We start from the raw sequence: 18,171 nt of genomic DNA, 5'->3' as shown, positions 1-18,171 counted from the left end.
GAAAAGCCCGGCATTTGGTCGGCTTTGTCCAGCTCCATCATCGCCCGCACGCTCTTTGCCGCCGCCCGAGAGATCCCATGCAAGACCAACGTAACCTGCTGGTGTTCTCCGGCAATGCCAACAAGCCGCTTGCCCTGAGCATCTGCAAGGAGCTCGGCGTCCGCATGGGCAAGGCGCTGGTCACGCGCTTCTCCGATGGCGAGGTACAGGTCGAGATCGAAGAAAGCGTGCGCCGGCAGGAAGTGTTCGTGATCCAGCCGACCTGCGCGCCGAGCGCGGAAAACCTGATGGAGTTGCTGGTGCTGATCGACGCGCTCAAGCGCGCCAGCGCCGCGTCGGTGACTGCGGTGATCCCGTATTTCGGCTATTCGCGCCAGGACCGCCGCATGCGCTCCTCGCGCGTGCCCATCACCGCCAAGGTCGCCGCCAAGATGATCTGCGCGATGGAGGCCGACCGCGTGTTGACGGTCGATCTGCACGCCGACCAGATCCAGGGCTTCTTCGACGTCCCGGTCGACAACGTCTATGCCTCGCCGCTGCTGCTGGCCGACATCTGGCGCGCCTACGGCACCGACAACCTGATCGTGGTGTCGCCCGACGTGGGCGGCGTGGTGCGCGCGCGCGCGGTGGCCAAGCGTCTGGACGATGCCGATCTGGCCATCATCGACAAGCGCCGTCCGCGCGCCAACGTCGCCACCGTGATGAACATCATCGGCGACGTGCAGGGCAAGACCTGCGTGCTGGTCGACGACCTGGTCGATACCGCCGGGACCCTGTGCGCCGCCGCCGCGGCGCTGAAGCAGCGCGGCGCGCTCAAGGTCGTGGCCTACATCACCCACCCGGTGCTGTCCGGCCCGGCAGTGGACAACATCAACAATTCGCAGCTCGACGAGCTGGTGGTCACCGACACGATTCCGCTGAACGAAGCCGCGCGCACCTGCGCCAAGATTCGTCAGCTGAGCGTGGCCGAACTGCTGGCCGAGACCATTCGCCGTATCGCCTTCGGCGAGTCGGTGAGTTCGCTCTACGTCGACTGATGCCGCATTCGGCGCCCGGAGTTCCGGGTGCCGGTACTACGTCTCGCCTGGTCGCGGGTGAGACGCTTCATCGCCGCGAGGCGATATTCCAAACCAGGTAGTGAAATCCAATGGCAAAGACACATGAAATCAAGGTCGAGCGCCGCGCGAACGAGGGGAAGGGTGCGAGCCGCCGCCTGCGTCACGCTGGCGTCATTCCGGCCATCGTTTACGGTGGCGAACTCGAGCCGGTCAGCATCCAGCTCGACCACGAGCAGATCTGGCTGGCCCAGCAGAACGAGTGGTTCTACTCGTCGATCCTCGACCTGAACCTCAATGGCGACGTGCAGCAGGTACTGCTGCGTGACATGCAGCGCCATCCGTTCAAGCAGCTGATCATCCATATCGACTTCCAGCGCGTCAGCGCCAACGAGAAGCTCAGCGCCGCCGTGCCGCTGCACTTCGTCAACGAAGCAAGCTCGCCGGCCGGTAAGTCCAGCGAAGTGGTCGTGACCCACGAGCTGAACGAAGTTCAGGTCGTCTGCCTGCCGAAGGATCTGCCGGAGTTCATCGAAGTGGACCTGGGTGCCCTGGAAGTGGGCAACGTGATCCACTTGTCCGAGATCAAGCTGCCGGCAGGTGTGGAAATCCCGGAACTGAAGCTGGGCAAGGAGCACGATGTGGCGGTGGTTGCTGCCAAGCACGTGCGGATCGAGGAAGAAGACGCTGCCGGTGAAGAAGGCAGCGAAGGCGCCGAGACCAAGTAAGCCGTCGGCCGATCCCCCGCACTGCGCGGGATCGGCTGCGGTCACTGGCATGTCTGCACTCCGCCTGATTGTCGGACTCGGGAATCCCGGTCCGGAACACGCGCAAACCCGGCACAACGCCGGGTTTCGTTTCGTCGATGCCCTGGTCGAGCGCCATGGCGTGCGCTGGGGCCTGGATGCCAAGTTGTTCGGCGAGACCGCCAAGGTCGAGATCGCCGGCCAGCCGGTCTGGCTGCTCAAGCCGGCCACCTTCATGAATCTCAGTGGCAAGTCAATCGTCGCCGCGTTGCGGTTCTGGAAGATCGAGCCGGAACACCTGCTCGTCGCCCACGACGAACTGGATCTGGCGCCGGGTACGGCGCGGCTCAAGTTCGATGGCGGACACGGCGGACAAAACGGCTTGCGCGACACCATTCGCCTGCTCGGGCACGGCAAATTTCATCGTTTACGCGTCGGCATTGGCCATCCCGGTCATAAGGACCGTGTGGTGCCCTGGGTGCTGGGGCGGGCAGGGCGCGAGGATGATGCTGCGATCGGCACTGCCATCGACGCTGCCATCGACGTGGTGCCGCTGGTGATGGAAGGTAATTTCAGCGAGGCGATGAAACGGCTGCACACCGAAAAAAAATAGAGAATGGGGAATTGGGAATGGACAGGGCGCTGCTCTTGCCATTCTCCATTCCCGATTCTCCATTCATTGGAAAACCTCATGGGTATCAAATGCGGCATCGTCGGCCTGCCCAACGTCGGCAAGTCGACCCTGTTCAATGCGCTGACCAAGGCGGGCATCGCTGCGGCCAATTTCCCGTTCTGCACCATCGAGCCGAACGTCGGCATCGTGCCGGTGCCGGATCCGCGCCTCAATCAACTGGCTGAGATCGTCAAGCCGCAGAAGCTGATTCCGACCGCGGTCGAGTTCGTCGATATCGCCGGCCTGGTCGCGGGTGCGGCCAGCGGCGAAGGGCTGGGCAACAAGTTCCTGGCGCATATCCGCGAAGTCGATGCGATCACCCACGTGGTGCGTTGCTTCGAAAACGACGACGTCATCCATGTGAACAACAAGGTCGACCCGATCAGCGATATCGAAACCATCGATACCGAACTGGCGCTGGCCGATCTGGACAGCGTGGAAAAGGCGCTCAACCGTGCCGAGCGTAGTGCCAAGGGGGGCGACAAGGACGCTGCGGCGCGCAAGCCGGTACTGGCCAAGTTGCAGGCCGCGCTGTCCGACGGCAAGGCGGGGCGTGCAGCCGGGCTGGACGACGATGAAAAGGCGCTGGTGCGCGATCTGTTCCTGTTGACGCTCAAGCCGGTGATGTACATCGCCAACGTGCTCGAGGACGGCTTCGAGAACAATCCGCACCTGGACGCGGTGCGTCGGCATGCGTCGGCCGAAGGTGCCGAAGTGGTACCGGTCTCGGCGGCGATCGAGGAAGAGCTGTCGCAGCTCGACGACGAGGACCGCGACACCTTCCTGGCCGACCTGGGTCTGGACGAGCCGGGTCTGAATCGCGTCATCCGTGCCGCCTACAAGCTGCTTGGCCTGCAGACCTACTTCACCGCCGGCGTCAAGGAAGTGCGTGCGTGGACGGTCAGGGCTGGCTCGACCGCGCCGCAGGCGGCGGCGGTGATCCATACCGACTTCGAAAAGGGCTTCATCCGCGCCGAGACGATCGGCTTCGACGACTTCATCAAGCACCGCGGCGAAGCCGGCGCGCGCGATGCGGGGCGCCTGCGCCTGGAAGGCAAGGAATACCGCGTGCAGGAAGGCGACGTGCTGCACTTCCGCTTCAACGTCTGACCGGTTGCGCGCGACCCCGATGGTCGCGCGTCTCCGGCACTGACGATTTGCTCAAAATTTTTGTTGACACTGCATGCGTCCCACAACAAAATAACGGGCTGCTTCACCCCGAACCGAATTCGCCTCATCGCGCACCGGTCCGGTAGTAAAAGCTGGAGGGATACCCAAGCGGCCAACGGGGGCAGACTGTAAATCTGCTGGCTTACGCCTTCGGTGGTTCGAATCCACCTCCCTCCACCAGTTTCATGTTGTGGCATGCAGTTCCCGGCGCGGGAGTAGTTCAACGGTAGAACCTCAGCCTTCCAAGCTGATGGTGCGGGTTCGATTCCCGTCTCCCGCTCCATTGAACGCAAATGCATGGCATAATACAAAACTCGCTCACGTAGCTCAGTCGGTAGAGCACCTCCTTGGTAAGGAGGAGGTCGAAGGTTCGATTCCTTTCGTGAGCACCACTACTCAATCGTCTTCAACTCCAAACGATTACCGAGACACGCACCCATGGCAAAAGCTAAATTTGAGCGCACCAAGCCGCACGTGAACGTCGGCACCATCGGTCACGTCGACCATGGCAAGACCACGTTGACAGCCGCGCTGACCAAGATCGGTGCTGAGCGTTTCGGTGGCGAGTTCAAGGCGTACGACGCGATCGACGCGGCGCCGGAAGAGAAGGCGCGCGGCATCACGATTTCGACCGCCCACGTCGAATACGAATCCCCGACCCGTCACTACGCGCACGTCGACTGCCCCGGCCACGCCGACTACGTCAAGAACATGATCACCGGTGCGGCGCAGATGGACGGCGCGATCCTGGTGTGTTCGGCCGCTGACGGCCCGATGCCGCAGACCCGTGAGCACATCCTGCTCTCGCGTCAGGTCGGTGTGCCGCACATCGTGGTGTTCCTGAACAAGGCCGACATGGTCGACGACGCCGAGCTGCTTGAGCTGGTCGAGATGGAAGTGCGCGAGCTGCTCAGCAAGTATGACTTCCCGGGCGATGACACCCCGATCATCCACGGATCGGCGCGTCTGGCGCTGGACGGTGACCAGAGCGACATCGGCGTGCCGGCGATCCTGAAGCTGGTCGAGGCGCTGGATTCGTTCATTCCGGAGCCGACCCGCGACGTCGACCGTCCGTTCCTGATGCCGGTCGAAGACGTGTTCTCGATCTCCGGCCGCGGCACCGTGGTGACCGGTCGTATCGAGCGCGGCATCATCAAGGTCGGCGACGAAATCGAAATCGTCGGCATCCGCGACACCCAGAAGACCACCGTCACCGGCGTGGAAATGTTCCGCAAGCTGCTGGACCAGGGTCAGGCAGGCGACAACGCCGGTCTGCTGCTGCGCGGCACCAAGCGTGACGACGTCGAGCGCGGCCAGGTGCTGTGCAAGCCGGGTTCGATCAAGCCGCACACCGACTTCGAGGCCGAAGTCTACGTGCTGTCCAAGGACGAGGGTGGCCGTCATACCCCGTTCTTCAAGGGCTATCGTCCGCAGTTCTACTTCCGCACCACCGACATCACTGGCGCCTGCCAGCTGCCGGAAGGCGTGGAGATGGTGATGCCGGGCGACAACGTGAAGATGGTCGTGACCCTGATCAACCCGGTCGCGATGGACGAAGGTCTGCGCTTCGCCATCCGTGAAGGCGGTCGTACCGTCGGCGCCGGCGTGGTCGCCAAGATCATCAAGTAAGTGCCTGCATCCAGTCGCCTTGCGGCGGCTGGATTCAAACGAATGGCGGGCCGGCTGAACCGCGGTCCGCCTTCGTTGTCTTGGGGTTTGCGGTAAACGAGTACATACGCCAGTAGCTCAATTGGCAGAGCAGCGGTCTCCAAAACCGCAGGTTGGGGGTTCGAGTCCCTCCTGGCGTGCCACTCCTCTTTCCGGCCCAGCGATTCGGGTCAGATCGGTAACTAGAGCCGGATGAATAGCAAAATCGAGCCTTCCAAAAGCGCGTCTGCTGCCAGCGCCGATATCGTGAAATACGTCATCTCCGCGCTCCTGGTGATCGCGGGGTTGTTTGTGTGGTTCTGGTTTTCTGCGCCCGAGCGCGCCACCCAGTTTGGTGCCTGGACGCCGCAGTTGCGTGCGCTGGCGGTGATCGTGGGGTTGGTGGCGGGTGCGTTCGTGTTTTTGGGAACCGGCAAGGGCCGTGAAGCCCGTGAATTCATGTCCGAATCCAGGTTCGAGTTGCGCAAGGTGGTCTGGCCGACGCGCCAGGAAGCCATTCGCACCACCTGGGTCGTGATTGTCGTTGTGATCATTCTGAGTTTGCTGTTGGGCGGCTTCGACTTTGTCATCCAGAAGCTCACGCAGTGGTTCCTGGCTCGTTGAGGAGAATCAAGCAGTGAAGCGTTGGTATGTCGTTCACGCCTATTCAGGCTTCGAAAAATCCGTTGCGCAGGCATTGCGTGACCGTATCGCCCGTGCCGGGATGGAAGATCGTTTCGGCGATGTGCTGGTGCCGACCGAAGAGGTCATCGAAATGCGCGCCGGCCAGAAACGTCGGTCCGAGCGCAAGTTCTTCCCCGGCTACGTGCTGGTGCAGATCGAGACCCACGAAGAGGCCGGTATCCCGCGCATCGACAATGAAAGCTGGCACCTGGTGAAGGAAACTTCCAAGGTGATGGGGTTCATTGGCGGCACTGCCGACCGTCCGCTGCCGATTCGCGACGAAGAGGCCGATGCGATCCTGCAGCGCGTGCAGGACGGCGTCGAGAAGCCGCGTCCGAAGGTGCTGTTCGAGCCAGGTCAGATGGTGCGCGTCACCGACGGTCCGTTCAACGACTTCAATGGCGTGGTGGAAGAGGTCAATTACGAGAAGAGCAGGCTGCGGGTTGCCGTGCTCATCTTCGGTCGCTCCACGCCGGTCGAGCTCGAGTTCGGTCAGGTCGAGAAGGGCTGATCCCGGTCGGGCGCCGTCTAGGCGCCTGCCTTGAATGCTGCTATAGTGAGCGGCTCGCTGACCTGGCGTACCGCCGGGAACCAATGGCTGCCGCATGGCAGCCATCTGCGTGTGGTCAGAAACGTGAAGCCGGGACGCGTGAATCCCGGTCCGATGGGGAGCCTGCCGAGCAGGCGCTAGCACCCGGAGAGTATCGAAATGGCAAAGAAGATAACTGCTTACATCAAGCTGCAGGTCAAGGCCGGTCAGGCCAATCCTGCGCCGCCGGTCGGCCCTGCACTGGGTCAGCGCGGTCTGAACATCATGGAATTCTGCAAGGCGTTCAACGCAGCGACGTCCAAGCTGGAGCCGGGTCTGCCGACGCCGGTGGTCATCACTGCGTATTCCGACCGTACCTTCACCTTCATCACCAAGAGCACCCCGGCCAGCGTGCTGCTCAAGAAGGCTGCAGGCGTGAGCTCCGGTTCCAAGCGCCCCAACACCGACAAGGTGGGCAAGGTGACGCGCAAGCAGCTGGAAGAGATCGCCAAGGTCAAGGAAGCCGATCTGACGGCGGCCGAGCTGGAAGCGGCGGTGCGCACGATTGCGGGTTCTGCCCGCAGCATGGGTTTGACGGTGGAGGGCTAAGACATGGCACAGAGCAAGCGCGTTAAGGCCATTGCGGCCGCTGTCGTTCCGGGCAAGACCTATGCCTTCGAAGACGCAATCAAGATCCTGAAGACCGTGACCAAGGCCAAGTTCGTCGAGTCGATCGACGTCGCCGTGCGCCTGGGCGTGGACGCCAAGAAATCCGACCAGCAGGTGCGCGGTTCCACCGTGCTGCCGGCCGGTACCGGCAAGAGCGTCCGCGTTGCGGTGTTCGCACCGGCCGGTGCCAAGGCTGACGAAGCCCTGGCCGCAGGTGCCGAGGCGGTGGGCATGGACGACCTGGCCGAGAAGATGCAGGCCGGCGATCTGAGCTACGACGTGGTCATCGCCACCCCGGACGCGATGCGCGTCGTCGGTAAGCTCGGCACCCTGCTGGGCCCGCGCGGCCTGATGCCGAACCCGAAGGTCGGCACCGTGTCCGCCAATCCGGGCGAAGCGGTCAAGAATGCCAAGTCGGGTCAGGTGCGTTACCGCACCGACAAGGCCGGCATCATCCACTGCACCATCGGCAAGGCCAGCTTCGATGACGAAGCGCTGAAGTCGAACCTGCAGGCGCTGCTGCTGGACCTGATCAAGGCCAAGCCGGCCACCTCGAAGGGGACCTACCTGCAGAAGGTGTCGGTCAGCTCGACGATGGGCCCTGGCGTGACGGTCGACCAGTCCAGCCTTGCGCTGAAGTGAGTTGATGGGACGGGCCTGTCACGGGCCTGACCCCGTCTGTAGTACAGCATTGTTTTTCCGGCCCGGGTCACCGTGTGCTGGGAGTCCGTTCCCTCCTTTGGGGTAACGGACATTTTGAAGGCGATCGCCGGCATGTCCGGCGGTAGCCGTCAAAGACCGCAGGCGCGGTCAGCGCAGATCGACGACGGGCACGGATGCTCGCACTGGCAAGGAGTCGCCGTCGATGCAGCGGGATCGCTTAATCGGGTTCGCAAGAGCCGGCCGGCGTAGATGGTGTCGCCCTTCTGGAGCTTTCTGGTTTACGCGCGTCTGGGACATCCCGGATCGAGCCCACTCCAGGTCTAGAACGGCCACCAAAGGAGCATCGGTCGATGTTCCCGGCTTCCAGGAAGGAGGCTGCCCTGGACCGCAACCGGCAGGAGCCGCGAGCGGAGTAGTTTGAAGCGGGGATGAGAGATTCGGCATTGAGGATTGCAGGGGCTGCTTCACGGCTCTGGCGAATCCCGAATCACCAATCTCCAATCCCGGCTTTAACGGAGGAGTGCAATGGCTCTCAATCTGTCTCAGAAGCAAGAAGTAGTCGCCGAGCTGGCAGACATCGCCGCCAAGGCTCACTCCTTGATCGCCGCCGAATACGCTGGCATCACGGTCTCCCAGATGACCGCGATGCGCAAGCAGGCCCGCGAAACCGGTGTGTTCTTGAAGGTTGTCAAGAACACCCTGGCTGCGCGCGCCGTTGAAGGTACCGATTTTGCTGTCGTCGCTGACAAGCTGGTCGGTCCTTTGCTGTATGCGTTTTCGATGGAGGAGCCCGGCGCCGCCGGTCGCCTGATCAAGGAATTCGCCAAGGGCAACGACAAGTTGCAGGCCAAGGTCGTGTCCATCGGCGGGGAACTGTTCCCGGCTGGCCACGTCGACGTGTTGGCTTCGCTGCCGACCCGCGATCAGGCCCTGGCCATGCTGGCCCGCGTGCTGTCCGAACCGGCTGCCATGTTTGCCCGTGCCGTCAAGGCCGTGGGCGACAAGCAAGGTGGTGGCGACGAAGCCGCCGCGCCGGTCGCCGAGACTGCCGAAGCTTGATGTCCTAGCGTTCGCTAGAACCCCAATCCAGAAAATCATTTAAAGGTAATCACAATGTCCCTTACCAACGAACAGATCGTCGACGCCATCGCCGAGAAGTCCCTGATGGAAGTGATGGAGCTGGTCAAGGCCATCGAAGAAAAGTTCGGCGTCTCCGCCGCCGCTCCGGTCGCTGCTGCTGCAGCTGGCCCGGCTGCCGTGGTCGAAGAGCAGACCGAGTTCAACGTGGTGCTGGTCAACTGCGGCGCCAACAAGGTCGGCGTCATCAAGGCCGTCCGTGCCGTGACCGGCCTGGGTCTGAAGGAAGCCAAGGACCTGACCGAAGCCGGTGGCATGCTGAAGGAAGGCGCTTCGAAGGACGAAGCCGAGAAGATCAAGAAGGAACTGACCGAAGCTGGCGCGACTGTCGAAATCAAGTAAGCAGTCCCTTGCATCGCCAGCGTTTCACGGTGATGCACTGAAGGCTGGGAGCGTAGAGCTCCCGGCCTTTGGCCGTTGATGGAAAGCCGGGATTTGAGAGTCGGCATTCGGGATTCGAAGGCAATCTTCGCCTATCCCCAATCTCGTCATCCCCAATCTCCGCTTCACCGAGTTGGTAGTTGGAAGTAGCGGGAGAAGGCGTGCTGGTGCCGGCAATACCAGCGACTTCCAACTGACAATTTTTGTTATTTCAGGGCCGCCGCGACGCGGCCCCCGCAGCCTAGGGTGAAGACTCATGACGTCTTATTCGTTCACCGAAAAAAAGCGTATCCGCAAGGACTTCGGCAAGCAGCGCTCGATTCTCGAAGTGCCGTTCCTGCTTGCCATCCAGGTCGATTCCTACCGCGAATTCCTGCAGGAAGACGTGGAGCCGAACAAGCGTAAGGACCTTGGTCTGCACGCGGCACTGAAGTCGGTGTTCCCGATTTCCAGCTACAGCGGCAATGCCGCGCTGGAATACGTGGGCTACAAGTTGGGTCAGCCGGTGTTTGACGAGCGTGAATGCCGTCAGCGCGGCATGAGCTATGGCGCGCCGCTGCGCGTGACCGTGCGCCTGGTGATCTACGACCGCGAGTCGTCGACCAAGGCCATCAAGTACGTGAAGGAGCAGGAGGTCTATCTGGGCGAAATCCCGCTGATGACCGACAACGGCACCTTCATCGTCAACGGCACCGAGCGCGTCATCGTCTCGCAGCTGCACCGTTCGCCGGGTGTGTTCTTCGACCACGACCGTGGCAAGACCCACAGCTCGGGCAAGCTGCTGTACAGCGCCCGCATCATTCCGTACCGCGGTTCCTGGCTGGACTTCGAGTTCGACCCGAAGGACGCGCTGTTCACCCGTATCGACCGTCGCCGCAAGCTGCCGGTGTCGATCCTGCTGCGCGCGCTTGGCTACAGCAACGAAGAGATGCTGGCCGAGTTCTTCGAGATCAATACCTTCCACATCAATCCTGACGAAGGCGTGCAGCTGGAGCTGGTGCCGGAGCGTCTGCGTGGCGAAACGCTGAACTTCGACCTGGCCGATGGCGACAAGGTCATCGTGGAAGCGGGTAAACGCATCACCGCCCGGCATGTCAAGCAGCTCGAAGCCGCCGGCGTCGCCGCGCTGGCCGTGCCGGACGACTATCTGCTCACCCGCATCCTGTCGCACGACGTGGTCGATGGCTCCACCGGCGAACTGCTGGCCAATGCCAACGACGAGATCACCGAAGACCAGCTGGCAGCGTTCCGCAAGGCCGGCGTCGATGCGGTCGGCACCCTGTGGGTGAACGATCTGGACCGCGGTCCATACCTGTCCAACACCCTGCGGATCGATCCGACCAAGACCCAGCTCGAAGCGCTGGTCGAGATCTATCGCATGATGCGTCCGGGCGAGCCGCCGACCAAGGAAGCCGCGCAGAACCTGTTCCACAACCTGTTCTTCACCTTCGAGCGCTACGACCTGTCCACGGTCGGCCGCATGAAGTTCAACCGTCGCGTCGGCCGCAAGGACGTGCTCGGCGAGTCGGTGCTGTACGACAAGAAGTACTTTGCCGAGCGCAACGACGAAGAATCCAAGCGCCTGGTGGCCGAGCACACCGATACCTCCGACATCCTGGAAGTGATCAAGGTGCTCACCGAAATCCGCAACGGTCGCGGTGTGGTCGATGACATCGATCACCTGGGCAACCGTCGCGTGCGTTCGGTCGGCGAAATGGCCGAGAACGTGTTCCGCGTGGGCCTGGTCCGCGTCGAGCGCGCGGTCAAGGAGCGCCTGTCGATGGCCGAGTCCGAGGGTCTGACCCCGCAGGAACTGATCAACGCCAAGCCGGTGGCTGCGGCGATCAAGGAATTCTTCGGTTCCTCGCAGCTGTCGCAGTTCATGGACCAGAACAACCCGCTGTCGGAAGTCACGCACAAGCGTCGTGTCTCCGCGCTGGGCCCGGGCGGTCTGACCCGCGAGCGCGCCGGCTTCGAAGTGCGCGACGTGCATCCGACCCATTACGGCCGCGTCTGCACCATCGAAACCCCGGAAGGCCCGAACATCGGCCTGATCAACTCGCTGGCCGTGTTCGCGCGCACCAACCAGTACGGCTTCCTCGAGACGCCATACCGCAAGGTGCTGGACGGCAAGGTCTCCGACGACGTCGAATACCTGTCGGCGATCGAGGAAAACGAGTACGTGATCGCCCAGGCGAACGCGCTGACCGATGCCAAGAACATGCTCACCGAGCAGTTCGTGCCGTGCCGGTTCCAGGGCGAGTCGCTGCTCAAGCCGCCGGCTGAAGTGCACTTCATGGACGTCTCGCCGATGCAGACCGTGTCGGTCGCAGCGGCGCTGGTGCCGTTCCTGGAGCACGACGACGCCAACCGCGCACTGATGGGCGCCAACATGCAGCGCCAGGCCGTGCCGACGCTGCGTTCGCAGAAGCCGCTGGTCGGTACCGGCATCGAGCGTGCGGTTGCGCGCGACTCGGGCGTGACCGTGAATGCGCTGCGTGGTGGCGTGATCGAGCAGATCGACGCAGCCCGCATCGTAGTCAAGGTCAACGAGGCAGAAATCGGCGGCGGCACCGATGCCGGCGTGGATATCTACAACCTGATCAAGTACACCCGCTCCAACCAGAACACCTGCATCAACCAGCGTCCGCTGGTGAACGTGGGCGACGTGATCGCGCGCGGCGACGTGCTGGCCGACGGCCCGTCCACCGACATCGGTGAACTGGCGTTGGGTCAGAACATGTTGATCGCCTTCATGCCGTGGAACGGCTACAACTTCGAAGACTCCATCCTGCTCTCCGAGCGCGTGGTGGAAGAAGATCGTTACACCACGATCCACATCGAAGAACTGACCTGCGTTGCGCGCGACACCAAGCTGGGGCCGGAGGAAATCTCCGCCGACATCCCGAACGTGTCCGAGCAGGCCCTGAACCGTCTGGACGAGAGCGGCGTGGTGTACATCGGTGCGGAAGTGCGCGCCGGCGACATCATGGTCGGCAAGGTCACGCCGAAGGGCGAGAGCCAGCTGACCCCGGAAGAAAAGCTGCTGCGTGCGATCTTCGGTGAGAAGGCGTCCGACGTGAAGGACAGCTCGCTGCGCGTGCCCCCGGGCATGGACGGTACCGTCATCGATGTGCAGGTCTTCACCCGCGACGGCATCGAGAAGGACAAGCGTGCGCGTCAGATCGAAGAGTCCGAAATCAAGCGCGTCAAGAAGGACTTCGACGACCAGTTCCGCATCCTGGAAGCGGCCATCTACGCACGCCTGCGCTCGCAGATCGTGGGCAAGGTTGCCAACGGTGGTCCGAACCTGAAGAAGGGCGACAACGTCACCGACGCGTACCTGGACGGCCTGAAGAAGTCCGACTGGTTCCAACTGCGCATGAAGGACGAAGACGCTGCCGACGCCATCGAGCGTGCGCAGAAGCAGATCCAGGCGCACGAAAAGGAATTCGAGGCACGCTTCGCCGACAAGCGCGGCAAGATCACCCAGGGCGATGACCTCGCACCGGGCGTGCTGAAGATGGTCAAGGTGTTCCTGGCCGTGAAGCGCCGCATCCAGCCGGGCGACAAGATGGCAGGCCGTCACGGCAACAAGGGTGTGGTCTCCAACGTGGTGCCCGTGGAAGACATGCCGTACATGGCCACCGGCGAGCCGGTCGACATCGTGCTGAACCCGCTCGGCGTGCCGTCGCGTATGAATATCGGCCAGATTCTGGAAGTGCATCTGGGCTGGGCCGCCAAGGGCCTGGGTCGCAAGATCCAGCGCATGCTGGAAGCCCAGGCGGCGGTCAGCGAACTGCGCAAGTTCCTGGACGATATCTACAACCACGACAACGCGATCAATGCGCAGCGTGTGGATCTGTCGCAGTTCAGCGATGAGGAATTGCTCAACCTGGGCAAGAACCTGGTCGATGGTGTGCCGATGGCCACCCCGGTGTTCGACGGCGCCAGCGAAGCGGAAATCAAGCGCATGCTGGAACTGGCCGAACTGCCGCAGAGCGGTCAGACCCAGCTGTACGACGGTCGTACCGGCGAAGCGTTCGATCGCAAGACCACGGTCGGTTACATGCACTACCTGAAGTTGAACCACCTGGTCGACGACAAGATGCATGCGCGCTCGACCGGTCCGTACTCGCTCGTCACCCAGCAGCCGCTGGGCGGCAAGGCGCAGTTCGGCGGTCAGCGCTTCGGCGAAATGGAAGTCTGGGCGCTGGAAGCCTACGGCGCGGCCTACACCCTGCAGGAAATGCTGACGGTGAAGTCCGACGACGTGCAGGGCCGCAACCAGATGTACAAGAACATCGTCGATGGTGAGCACGAGATGGTCGCGGGCATGCCGGAATCCTTCAACGTGTTGGTGAAGGAAATCCGCTCGCTGGCGATCAACATGGAACTGGAAGAGTGATCGAGCCGGATCCCGGCGCCGCGATGCGGTGCCGGGATCCGGAACGCAAGGCCCTCGGTTTCATCTCAGCTACGAAATTCCTCCGACCCGGAGATATCAAATGAAAGACCTGCTCAACCTCTTCAATCAACAGCGCCAGACGCTGGATTTTGACGCGATCAAGATCGCGCTGGCATCGCCGGACCTGATCCGTTCGTGGTCCTACGGCGAAGTGAAGAAGCCCGAAACCATCAACTACCGGACCTTCAAGCCCGAGCGTGACGGCCTGTTCTGCGCCGCCATCTTCGGACCGATCAAGGACTACGAGTGCCTGTGCGGCAAGTACAAGCGCATGAAGCACCGCGGTGTGGTCTGCGAAAAGTGCGGCACCGAAGTCACCCTGGCCAAGGTGCGCCGCGAGCGCATGGGTCACATCGATCTGGCCTCGCCGGTCGCGCACATCTGGTTCCTCAAGTCGCTGCCCTCGCGCATCGGTTTGATGCTGGACATGACCCTGCGTGACATCGAGCGCGTGCTGTACTTCGAAGCCTACGTGGTCACCGAGCCGGGCCTGACCCCGCTCGAGCGCCGCCAGCTGCTGACCGAAGAGCAGTACCTGACCGCACGCCAGGAGTACAACGACGACTTCGACGCCGCCATGGGCGCCGAGGCCGTGTACGAGCTGCTGCGCACGATTGACCTGCAGTCGGAAATGACCCGCCTGCGCGAAGAAATCGCCAGCACCGGTTCGGAAACCAAGCTCAAGCGTTTGACCAAGCGCATCAAGCTGATCGAAGCCTTCCTGGAATCGGGCAACCGTCCGGAGTGGATGGTCATGACCGTGCTGCCGGTGCTGCCGCCGGATCTGCGTCCGCTGGTGCCGCTGGATGGCGGCCGCTTCGCGACCTCGGATCTGAACGATCTGTACCGTCGCGTGATCAACCGCAACAACCGTCTGCGTCGCCTGCTCGAGCTCAATGCGCCGGACATCATCGTGCGCAACGAAAAGCGCATGCTGCAGGAATCGGTCGATGCGCTGCTGGACAACGGTCGTCGCGGCCGTGCCATCACCGGCACCAACAAGCGTCCGCTGAAGTCGCTGGCCGACATGATCAAGGGCAAGCAGGGCCGGTTCCGTCAGAACCTGCTCGGCAAGCGCGTGGACTACTCCGGTCGTTCGGTCATCACCGTCGGTCCGTACCTCAAGCTGCACCAGTGCGGCCTGCCGAAGAAGATGGCGCTGGAGCTGTTCAAGCCGTTCGTGTTCGCCAAGCTGCAGCGTCGCGGCCTGGCCACCACCATCAAGGCGGCCAAGAAGCTGGTCGAGCGCGAAGAAGCCGAAGTCTGGGACATCCTGGAAGAAGTGATCCGCGAGCATCCGGTGTTGCTGAACCGTGCGCCGACCCTGCACCGTCTGGGCATCCAGGCGTTCGAACCGGTGTTGATCGAAGGCAAGGCCATCCAGCTGCATCCGCTGGTGTGTACTGCATTCAACGCCGACTTCGACGGTGACCAGATGGCCGTCCACGTGCCGCTTTCACTGGAAGCCCAGCTGGAAGCGCGTGCGCTGATGATGTCCACCAACAACATCCTGTCGCCGGCCAACGGCGAGCCGATCATCGTGCCGTCGCAGGACGTGGTGTTGGGCCTGTACTACATGAGCCGCGCCCTGGAGAACAAGAAGGGCGAGGGCATGGTGTTCGCCAACACCAGCGAAGTGAAGCGCGCCTACGACAACCGCGTGGTCGAACTGCACGCCAAAGTCAAGGTCCGCATCACCCAGGTGGACGTGGAAGCCGACGGCAAGCGCAGCAGCGGCACCTCGATCGTGGACACCACGGTCGGTCGTGCCCTGCTGAGCGAAATCCTGCCCGAAGGCCTGCCGTTCCAGCTGGCCAACACCGAGATGACCAAGAAGAACATCTCGCGTCTGATCAACTCCAGCTACCGTCTGCTGGGCTTGAAGGACACCGTCGTGTTCGCCGACAAGCTGATGTACACCGGCTATGCCTACGCCACCCGCGCAGGCGTGTCGATCGGCATCGACGACATGCTGATCCCGGACGAGAAGAAGGGCATCCTCACCGAGGCCGAAGCCGAAGTGCTGGAAATCCAGGAGCAGTACCAGTCCGGTCTGGTCACCGCCGGCGAGCGCTACAACAAGGTCGTGGACATCTGGTCGCGTACCAGCGAGCGCATCGCCAAGGCGATGATGGACACCATCGGTACCGAGAAGGTCGAAAACGCCAAGGGCGAGACCATCGACCAGAAGTCGATGAACTCGCTGTACATCATGGCCGACTCCGGTGCGCGTGGTAGCCAGGCGCAGATCCGTCAGCTGGCCGGCATGCGCGGCCTGATGGCGCGTCCGGACGGCTCGATCATCGAGACGCCGATCAAGGCGAACTTCCGCGAAGGCCTGAACGTGCAGGAGTACTTCAACTCCACCCACGGTGCCCGTAAGGGTCTGGCCGATACCGCGCTCAAGACCGCGAACTCGGGTTATCTGACCCGTCGTCTGGTCGACGTGGCGCAGGACGTGGTGATCACCGAAGTCGATTGCGGCACCACCGAAGGGTTGATCATGACCCCGATCGTGGAAGGCGGCGACGTGGTGGAACCGTTGAGGGAGCGCGTGCTGGGCCGTGTGGTGGCCGAGGATGTCTACCTGCCGGGCAACGACGAAGAGCCGATCGTCACCCGTAACACGCTGCTGGACGAAGCCTGGGTTGCCAAGCTGGAAGACGCCAGCGTGCAGTCGGTGAAGGTGCGTTCGACCATCAGCTGCGAGTCCTCGTTCGGCGTGTGCGCACGTTGCTACGGTCGCGATCTCGCACGTGGTCACCAGGTCAACATCGGTGAAGCGGTCGGCGTCATCGCCGCCCAGTCGATCGGTGAGCCCGGTACCCAGCTGACCATGCGTACGTTCCACATCGGTGGTGCGGCATCGCGTGCGGCGGCGGTGGACAACATCACCGTCAAGACCACCGGTTCGGTGAAGTTCAACAACCTCAAGTCGGTGGCGCATGCCAGCGGCGCGTTGGTCGCGGTCTCGCGTTCGGGCGAACTGTCCGTGCTCGACGGCCATGGCCGCGAGCGCGAGCGTTACAAGCTGCCGTACGGTGCCACCATCACCGCCAAGGACGGTGATGCGGTCAAGGCCGGGCAGAGCGTTGCGAACTGGGATCCGCATAACCACCCGATCGTGTCGGAAGTGGCTGGCTTCATCCGCTTCATCGACTTCGTCGACGGCGTTACCGTCATCGAGAAGACCGACGAACTGACCGGTCTGGCCTCGCGCGAAATCACCGACCCGAAGCGTCGCGGTGCGCATGCCAAGGAACTGCGCCCGATCGTGCGCATCGTCGATGGCAAGGGCAACGACCTGACGATTCCGAATACGGATCTGCCGGCCCAGTACCTGTTGCCGCCGCGCTCCATTGTCAACCTGCAGGACGGCGCCGCCGTCGGCGTGGGCGACGTGGTTGCCAAGATCCCGCAGGAAGCGTCCAAGACCCGCGACATCACCGGTGGTCTGCCGCGCGTTGCCGACCTGTTCGAAGCACGCAAGCCTAAGGATCCGGCGATCCTGGCCGAGCGCTCGGGCATCATCAGCTTCGGTAAGGACACCAAGGGCAAGCAGCGCCTGATCATCAAGGACACCGATGGTTCGGAACACGAAGAGCTGATCCCGAAGTACCGCCAGATCATCGTGTTCGAAGGCGAGCACGTGACCAAGGGCGAGACCGTGGTGGACGGCGAGCCGAGCCCGCAGGACATCCTGCGTCTGCTGGGCGTCGAACCGCTGGCTGCGTATCTGGTCAAGGAAATCCAGGACGTGTACCGCCTGCAGGGCGTGAAGATCAACGACAAGCACATCGAGGTGATCACGCGCCAGATGCTGCGCAAGGTCGAGATCACCGACCAGGGCACCAGCAAGTTCCTCAACGGCGAGCAGGTCGAGCGCCAGCGCGTCATCGAGGAAAATGCCCGCCTGGTCAAGCGCAACGAACTGCCGGCCAGGTACGATCCGGTGCTGCTGGGTATCACCAAGGCGTCGCTTGCCACCGAGTCGTTCATCTCGGCGGCATCGTTCCAGGAGACCACCCGCGTGTTGACCGAGGCGGCCGTCCGCGGCACCCGCGACAACCTGCGCGGTCTGAAGGAAAACGTGATCGTGGGTCGTCTGATCCCGGCCGGTACCGGTCTGGCGTATCACGCCGGACGTCGCAAGTCGTCGGGTCTGACCGACTCGGAAATGGAAACGCTGTCGGGCAAGCCGACGGTGGCCGAACCGGTCGCAGCCGTGGCCGACGCTGGCGCGGACGAGGAGTAAGCGCTCCGACGGCGGTCGCAAGACCGCCGTAAGCCAAGCGAAAAGGAGGGCAGGAGGCCCTCCGTTTTCCGGCCCTGGATGGGCCAGCAGGGTT

At 62.8% G+C, this 18,171-nt stretch carries 13 protein-coding genes and 4 tRNA genes; all 17 read left to right on the top strand.

Annotated features, from left to right (window positions below):
* Positions 1–77: 77 nt before the first annotated feature.
* The 17 genes from XarbCFBP7408_RS00670 (at position 78) to rpoC (ending at position 18,077) form a co-directional block, all read left to right on the top strand.
* Positions 78–1,037: a ribose-phosphate diphosphokinase gene (locus tag XarbCFBP7408_RS00670; protein WP_002811729.1), complete on the top strand. Its 960-nt coding sequence runs from the start codon at positions 78–80 to the stop codon at positions 1,035–1,037.
* A 110-nt stretch (positions 1,038–1,147) separates the two neighbouring features.
* A complete protein-coding gene (locus XarbCFBP7408_RS00665; RefSeq protein ID WP_104560444.1) occupies positions 1,148–1,783 on the top strand; it encodes a 50S ribosomal protein L25/general stress protein Ctc in 636 nt (211 codons plus the stop codon).
* A gap of 49 nt (positions 1,784–1,832) precedes the next feature.
* Positions 1,833–2,414: an aminoacyl-tRNA hydrolase gene (gene pth / locus XarbCFBP7408_RS00660; protein WP_104560442.1), complete on the top strand. Its 582-nt coding sequence runs from the start codon at positions 1,833–1,835 to the stop codon at positions 2,412–2,414.
* Between the two features lie 78 nt (positions 2,415–2,492).
* Positions 2,493–3,584 (top strand): redox-regulated ATPase YchF, encoded by a 1,092-nt coding sequence (ychF, locus tag XarbCFBP7408_RS00655; RefSeq protein ID WP_104560440.1) that lies wholly within the window; start codon positions 2,493–2,495, stop codon positions 3,582–3,584.
* A gap of 154 nt (positions 3,585–3,738) precedes the next feature.
* Positions 3,739–3,824: transfer RNA gene (locus XarbCFBP7408_RS00650), tRNA-Tyr, on the top strand.
* 29 nt (positions 3,825–3,853) lie between these two features.
* A tRNA-Gly gene (locus XarbCFBP7408_RS00645) sits at positions 3,854–3,927 on the top strand.
* 33 nt (positions 3,928–3,960) lie between these two features.
* A tRNA-Thr gene (locus tag XarbCFBP7408_RS00640) sits at positions 3,961–4,036 on the top strand.
* A gap of 46 nt (positions 4,037–4,082) precedes the next feature.
* On the top strand, positions 4,083–5,273 hold the full coding sequence (gene tuf / locus XarbCFBP7408_RS00635) for an elongation factor Tu (RefSeq protein ID WP_104560428.1): 1,191 nt from the start codon (positions 4,083–4,085) through the stop codon (positions 5,271–5,273).
* Between the two features lie 106 nt (positions 5,274–5,379).
* Positions 5,380–5,455: transfer RNA gene (locus XarbCFBP7408_RS00630), tRNA-Trp, on the top strand.
* Positions 5,456–5,504: 49 nt separating this feature from the next.
* Positions 5,505–5,915, top strand: a complete 411-nt coding sequence (gene secE / locus XarbCFBP7408_RS00625) for a preprotein translocase subunit SecE (protein WP_104560438.1) — start codon at positions 5,505–5,507, stop codon at positions 5,913–5,915.
* Positions 5,916–5,928: 13 nt separating this feature from the next.
* Positions 5,929–6,486: a transcription termination/antitermination protein NusG gene (nusG, locus tag XarbCFBP7408_RS00620; protein ID WP_104560436.1), complete on the top strand. Its 558-nt coding sequence runs from the start codon at positions 5,929–5,931 to the stop codon at positions 6,484–6,486.
* A 198-nt stretch (positions 6,487–6,684) separates the two neighbouring features.
* Positions 6,685–7,113: a 50S ribosomal protein L11 gene (gene rplK, locus XarbCFBP7408_RS00615; protein WP_046345810.1), complete on the top strand. Its 429-nt coding sequence runs from the start codon at positions 6,685–6,687 to the stop codon at positions 7,111–7,113.
* Between the two features lie 3 nt (positions 7,114–7,116).
* Complete coding sequence (gene rplA, locus XarbCFBP7408_RS00610) at positions 7,117–7,815, top strand: 50S ribosomal protein L1 (protein WP_016900681.1); 699 nt, start codon at positions 7,117–7,119, stop codon at positions 7,813–7,815.
* Positions 7,816–8,361: 546 nt separating this feature from the next.
* Positions 8,362–8,895: a 50S ribosomal protein L10 gene (gene rplJ / locus XarbCFBP7408_RS00605; protein ID WP_016900680.1), complete on the top strand. Its 534-nt coding sequence runs from the start codon at positions 8,362–8,364 to the stop codon at positions 8,893–8,895.
* Positions 8,896–8,949: 54 nt separating this feature from the next.
* Positions 8,950–9,315, top strand: a complete 366-nt coding sequence (rplL, locus tag XarbCFBP7408_RS00600) for a 50S ribosomal protein L7/L12 (protein WP_104560434.1) — start codon at positions 8,950–8,952, stop codon at positions 9,313–9,315.
* 295 nt (positions 9,316–9,610) lie between these two features.
* On the top strand, positions 9,611–13,762 hold the full coding sequence (rpoB, locus tag XarbCFBP7408_RS00595; protein ID WP_104560432.1) for a DNA-directed RNA polymerase subunit beta: 4,152 nt from the start codon (positions 9,611–9,613) through the stop codon (positions 13,760–13,762).
* Positions 13,763–13,862: 100 nt separating this feature from the next.
* Positions 13,863–18,077, top strand: coding sequence for a DNA-directed RNA polymerase subunit beta' (rpoC, locus tag XarbCFBP7408_RS00590; RefSeq protein ID WP_104560430.1), 4,215 nt, complete (start codon positions 13,863–13,865; stop codon positions 18,075–18,077).
* Positions 18,078–18,171: the final 94 nt, after the last annotated feature.

Source organism: Xanthomonas arboricola pv. guizotiae (assembly GCF_002940205.1).
In the GTDB taxonomy this organism is placed as follows: Bacteria; Pseudomonadota; Gammaproteobacteria; order Xanthomonadales; family Xanthomonadaceae; genus Xanthomonas; species Xanthomonas arboricola_C.
This window is presented reverse-complemented; position numbering and strand designations above follow the sequence as displayed.

Excerpts from the sequence above, each read along its gene's own strand:
- XarbCFBP7408_RS00670 (WP_002811729.1), top strand. The coding sequence starts at position 78 with ATGCAAGACCAACGTAACCTGCTGGTGTTCTCCGGCAATGCCAACAAG.
- XarbCFBP7408_RS00665 (WP_104560444.1), top strand. The coding sequence starts at position 1,148 with ATGGCAAAGACACATGAAATCAAGGTCGAGCGCCGCGCGAACGAGGGG.
- pth (WP_104560442.1), top strand. The coding sequence starts at position 1,833 with ATGTCTGCACTCCGCCTGATTGTCGGACTCGGGAATCCCGGTCCGGAA.
- ychF (WP_104560440.1), top strand. The coding sequence starts at position 2,493 with ATGGGTATCAAATGCGGCATCGTCGGCCTGCCCAACGTCGGCAAGTCG.
- tuf (WP_104560428.1), top strand. The coding sequence starts at position 4,083 with ATGGCAAAAGCTAAATTTGAGCGCACCAAGCCGCACGTGAACGTCGGC.
- secE (WP_104560438.1), top strand. The coding sequence starts at position 5,505 with ATGAATAGCAAAATCGAGCCTTCCAAAAGCGCGTCTGCTGCCAGCGCC.
- rplK (WP_046345810.1), top strand. The coding sequence starts at position 6,685 with ATGGCAAAGAAGATAACTGCTTACATCAAGCTGCAGGTCAAGGCCGGT.
- rplA (WP_016900681.1), top strand. The coding sequence starts at position 7,117 with ATGGCACAGAGCAAGCGCGTTAAGGCCATTGCGGCCGCTGTCGTTCCG.
- rplJ (WP_016900680.1), top strand. The coding sequence starts at position 8,362 with ATGGCTCTCAATCTGTCTCAGAAGCAAGAAGTAGTCGCCGAGCTGGCA.
- rplL (WP_104560434.1), top strand. The coding sequence starts at position 8,950 with ATGTCCCTTACCAACGAACAGATCGTCGACGCCATCGCCGAGAAGTCC.
- rpoB (WP_104560432.1), top strand. The coding sequence starts at position 9,611 with ATGACGTCTTATTCGTTCACCGAAAAAAAGCGTATCCGCAAGGACTTC.
- rpoC (WP_104560430.1), top strand. The coding sequence starts at position 13,863 with ATGAAAGACCTGCTCAACCTCTTCAATCAACAGCGCCAGACGCTGGAT.